This is a genomic window from Streptomyces nanhaiensis, assembly GCF_046614825.1.
Taxonomy (GTDB): domain Bacteria; phylum Actinomycetota; class Actinomycetes; order Streptomycetales; family Streptomycetaceae; genus Streptomyces; species Streptomyces radiopugnans.
This window is the reverse complement of sequence record NZ_JBKJFM010000252.1, coordinates 1-4,682: the sequence shown is the minus strand read 5'-3', so window position 1 is coordinate 4,682 and position 4,682 is coordinate 1. Positions and strand designations below refer to the sequence as shown.

At 76.1% G+C, this 4,682-nt stretch carries 3 protein-coding genes; 1 reads left to right on the top strand and 2 read right to left on the bottom strand.

All coding sequences use genetic code 11. The annotated features are described in order from the left end of the window. Window positions 1–1,608 (bottom strand): lipopolysaccharide biosynthesis protein (locus tag ACLIYP_RS29215; protein WP_412716093.1); only part of this gene is annotated, 1,608 nt, incomplete at its 3' end. Next, window positions 1,605–3,164 carry a hypothetical protein gene (locus ACLIYP_RS29210; protein WP_412716092.1) on the bottom strand — a complete coding sequence of 520 codons (1,560 nt, stop codon included), beginning with the start codon at window positions 3,162–3,164 and terminating at the stop codon, window positions 1,605–1,607. The genes ACLIYP_RS29210 and ACLIYP_RS29215, both read right to left, overlap by 4 nt. Before the next feature lie 201 nt (window positions 3,165–3,365). On the opposite strand from ACLIYP_RS29210, the gene ACLIYP_RS29205 reads away from it, so the two are divergent. Beyond that, complete coding sequence (locus tag ACLIYP_RS29205) at window positions 3,366–4,628, top strand: glycosyltransferase (RefSeq protein ID WP_412716091.1); 1,263 nt, start codon at window positions 3,366–3,368, stop codon at window positions 4,626–4,628. Window positions 4,629–4,682: the final 54 nt, after the last annotated feature.

Sequence of the window (4,682 nt, the reverse complement as noted above, 5' to 3'; positions counted from 1 at the left end):
GGGCCGGGCTGGGAGACTGTCCCCATGAACGACCCCCGCCCCGCCCGCCCCGTCGGACGCGGTGGGCTCGGCGGGCACGGCGGCGGGGGAGCCGCGGCGGCGCCTGCGGCCGCCTTCGTACAGCACCGCGCCCAGGACGTGCCCGCCGACGGAGGTGACCAGGTCCCGCACCCGGTCCAGGTCTTCCCTGAGGGTGGTGTCCGGATCGCAGACCACCAGCACCCCGCGCGCCAGTCCGGCGACGGCCGTGCCGTCCGCGTGGGACAGCAGCGGTGCGGTGACGGCCACGACGTACTCGCCCCGCTCGGCGGCTCCGGCCAGCAGCCCGGTGAAACCCGGTGAGTTGAGCGCACGCGCGGCGTCGGGCACCCGGCACCCGGGGACGAGTTCCAGGTACCCGGCGGTGCCGGCGTCCACGGTGGTCCGCGCGCCGTCCGGCCAGCGGCCCGGCACGGGTTCGCGGACGGCGCCGCGCACGGGGAGCTCCCCGGCCAGGCGCGGTGTACGCGGGTCTGCCTCGACCAGCAGCACGTCGCGGCCGGTCTCGGCCAGGGCCGCGGCGAGGTTGACCGCGGCGGGCAGGGTCCCGGGGTGTTCCCGGGCGGACACGACCAGCAGGCCGCCGGGCTCCGCCAGACGCGGGTGGCGCAGCGCGCGCAGGGCGATCGTGCGGAACTCCTCGGCCCGCTCCCCGCCGAGGGACGGGCCGACCTCCAGGATCCCCGCTCCGCCGCGCCGCCGCGGCAGGGTGCCGAACACGGGCGCGCGCAGGGCGGCGCGCACCTCGCCGGCCGAACGCGCCCTCGGGTCCAGCAGGGAGCGGATCCAGGCGGCGAGCAGTCCGCCGGCCAGGCCGGCGATCGCTCCGACCGGTACGAGCACCCCGGTGCCGGGGCCGGAGGGCGCCTCGGGCGCCTCGCCCCGGCGCACCACGTCACCGGGCGAGGTGTCCAGGGTCTTCAGTCCGGTGACACGCCCCTGGAGGTCGGCTATGCGGGCGGTGAGGTTCGCGCGTTCGGACTCGGCGGTCTGCCGGGCCGACTCGGTGGACGCTCCGGCGATCTTCTCGTCCAGCTCCTCGCGCTGCTCCACCAGGGGTTCGAGCTCCTCGTTGAGCTCGGCGACGGTGTTGTCGATGCGCCGGACGACGGCGGCCTCGCGGTGGTCCAGATAGGCGCGTACGAAGGCGTTGACGCGTTCGGCGGCCTCCCGCGGCGAGCCGGCCGTGTACTCGAACTCCAGGATCTGCGTGTCGGGAGGATTGCTCACCCGCAGGCCGCGCTGGAGCTGCGCCGGGTCGGCTCCCCCGCCCAGTTCCCCGGCGGCGCGCCCGGCCACCGCGGCGCTGCGCGCGATCTGCCGCTCGGTGCCCATGCTGATCTGCTTGTCGGCCGAGACCCCGCCGGCCTCGAACGGCGCGGTGCTGATGGCCTGTACGACGACCTCGCCGGTGGCGGTGTAGTCCGCGCCGCCCGCGGCGGACACGGCCCCGCCGCAGGCGGCGCCCAGCAGCAGGCCGGAGGCGATGAGGGCGCGGTGGCGGAAGAGCCGGCGCAGCTGGTCGCGGAGCTGGTCGGGCTCCCGCGAGGACGGGTCGTAGGCGCTCACGTGCGTGCTTCTCCTGTGGAGGTGGTCGAGACGGCGGTGCGGGACGCGGCACCCGCGGGCGCGGGGCAGGTGTCCGGTCCCGCGCCCGCGGGCGGCTCGGGGCAGGGTTCGGGACGCGGTTCGGGACGCGGTTCGGGCGCCGTCCGGCCCGGTCTTCCGGTGATCAGCACGGGCACCAGGAGCAGCAGGGTGAGCGGTCCCATCACGAACAGCAGACTGCCGCGCAGCAGGATGATCTGGTAGAAGCCGAACGCGGTCACGGCCAGGGCCGCGAGCGTACCGCCGTGTTCCCGCAGCCTGTGCCGTACGCCGTCGATCCGCCGTCCCGCGGCCCCGAACAGGGCGAAGACCGCGACCACTCCGGGGAAGCCGGCCCACATGTAGCTCTCGATCCACAGCGGCGCGGAGAGGTTCTCGAAGGAGTAGCCGGCGTGCCGGGCCAGGGCGACGCCCGCGTCGTCGGGCTTGCCGGGCCAGACGGCGCGCGGCACGAAGAACAGCGGCGGCCCGAGCGCGTCCCGGATCTCGTGGCCGTTCTCGCGTACGTGGTCGACGCCGGTGGCGATCTGCTGGAAGGCGTCGTAGTCGCCGTTGGAGGTGAACTGCTCGGCGAGCGCGACGACCTCGACCGGTTCGCGCTTGTCGTGGCGGAAGTAGTCGCTGTAGGGGAACACCAGGAGCACCGCGGCGGTGACGGCCGCCGCCCCCGCCCGGAAGGCGCGCGGCCGGCGCAGCGCGGGGGCGGCGAAGACGAGTGTCAGCAGCACCGTCCCGGCCCAGAAGCGCGGCTGGCTGACGGGGTTGTTCACCACGGCGTTCACCGCGGCCAGCACGGGCAGCAGGATCCACCGCACTCCGCGCAGGGTGCGGTCGCCGCCGGGTGTGCGGGGCACGTACAGCAGCGCGAGAAGGGCCCAGAAGGCCGGGACCGACAGGCTCCAGGCGGCCAGGGCCTGGTCCGCGGCCCCGCCCGGATCCCCCTGCGCGGCGGCCTCGTTGACGGCCTGGCGGCTCTGGAAGAACGCCGCCGGGCCGCCCTGGGCGGGCACCAGCACGGCCGCCAGCGCCAGGGCCGCTCCGCACAGCAGCAGGGTGCGCAGGGGGGTGATCCGGCGGGTGAGCAGTGGTTCGAGCACGGGGCGGGTGCGGGGTGCCCGCCGTCCCGCCAGCGCCGATCCGGCGCTGTAGGCGAGCAGTCCGGTCTCCGTCAGGACCGCCGAGGCGAAGGCGGTGCCGGCGTCGACGGCGAAGCCCCACGGGTAGGAGTCGGTCGCCAGCATGGCCAGCGGCGCCAGGCCCAGCCAGACGTAGCAGAAGAGCCAGAAGCCGAAGCCGACCACCCGTATCAGGGGGTCGGTCAGCACCCGTGCCAGTGCTCCCCCGGTGTGGGCCACCACCACGCACTGCACCGCGAACGCGGCGCCGGTGCGGACGTCCTGCCCGTACAGCACCAGTGCGGGCAGCAGCAGGACGAGCAGGACGGTGCACAGGCACAGCGCGGGGACGCTGCGCGGCTCGGCCCGCTCCACCGCCGGGGACGGTTCCCTCACGGGCATGACCCGCTCTCCTCCTCCCGCGGCGCGCCGGCCCCGTTCCGGGGCGGTACGGGCGGGGTCGTGTGCTCGGCCGGGCTCGTGACGCGTTCGGCCGGACTCGGTTTTCTCCGGTTTCCCGTGTTTCCCGGCTTTTGTCGTGAACTGGCTGTGGACGAGGCCGTACGCCCCTACGATGACCGCGTCTTCGAAGGGGGAACGGCTGTGCTGGACTCGTTCACGGACCGCTGTGTGCTCGTGGTCTCGACCAACTACGCGCCGGAGCACGCGGGCATCGGACCGTACTCGGCGCAGATCGCCGAGCACCTGGCCGCGCTGGGCGCCGACACCCATGTGCTCGCCGGGATGCCGCACTACCCGGCGTGGCGTGTGCACGAGGGGTACCGCGGCAGATGGCGGGTGCGCGAGGTGCGCGAGGGCGTCACCGTCCACCGCCGCCGGCACACCGTGCCGCGGCGTCAGACGGCCCTGCGGCGGGGGCTGTTCGAGGCCAGTGTCCTGGCGCACGGCATCGCGGCGCCGCCGCGCGTCCGCCCGGACGTGGTGCTCTCCCAGATGCCCAGCCTGGCCGGCGGTGTGCTCGGCGCCCGGATCGCCCGGCGCGCCGGGGTGCCGCACGCGGTGGTCGTCCAGGACCTGATGGGCGCGGCGGCCGGGCAGAGCGGGATGAGCGGCGGCGGCCGGGTCGCCTCGCTCGCCGGTGGTGTGGAGGGCCGGGTGCTGCGCTCGGCGGCGCTGGTGGGGGTGGTGCACGAGTCGTTCGCCGACCGGATGACGGCCATGGGCGTGCCGCGCGAGCGGGTGCGGGTGGTGCCCAACTGGACGCATGTGCGCGCCCCCGGCGGCGACCGCGCGCGGACCCGGGCCCGGCTGGGCTGGCCCGAGGACGCCACCGTGGTGCTGCACTCGGGGAACATGGGCCTCAAGCAGGGGCTGGAGGTGCTGGTGGAGACCGCCCGCCTGGCCGGCCGGGACGGCGGCCAGGGCCCGGGCTCGGGCGGCACGGTGCGGGTGGTGCTGATGGGCGAGGGGCACCGGCGCGGGCATCTGCGGGAGACGGCCCGGGGGGTGGAGTCGCTGGACTTCCTCCCGCCCGCGGACGCGGAGGAGTTCCCCGAGATCCTGGCCGCGGCGGACGTACTGGCCGTCACCCAGCGGGCGTCGGTGCTGGACATGAGCCTGCCGTCCAAGCTGACCTCGTACTTCGCGGCCGGACGCCCGGTGGTCGCCTCCGTCGCGGCCGGCAGCGGCACCGCGCGGGAGGTGGAGCGCTCCGGCGCCGGGGTGGTGGTGCCGCCGGAGGACCCGGATGCGCTGCTGGACGCGGTCCGCCGGCTGGCCGGAGATCCCGGGCGGTGCGCCGAACTGGGCGCGCGGGGGCGCGAGTACGTCGAGCGGCGGCTGAGCCGCCGGGCCGGTCTGGAGCGGATCACCGCCCTGCTGCGGGAGGCGTCGGCCGCCGGATGAGGGGCGGGCCCGGTGCGCGGCGCGGTGCGGGGGCGCGGCGCGGTGAGCGGGCGC

Coding starts and splice junctions, on each gene's coding strand:
- ACLIYP_RS29210 (WP_412716092.1), bottom strand. CDS start 3,164: ATGCCCGTGAGGGAACCGTCCCCGGCGGTGGAGCGGGCCGAGCCGCGC.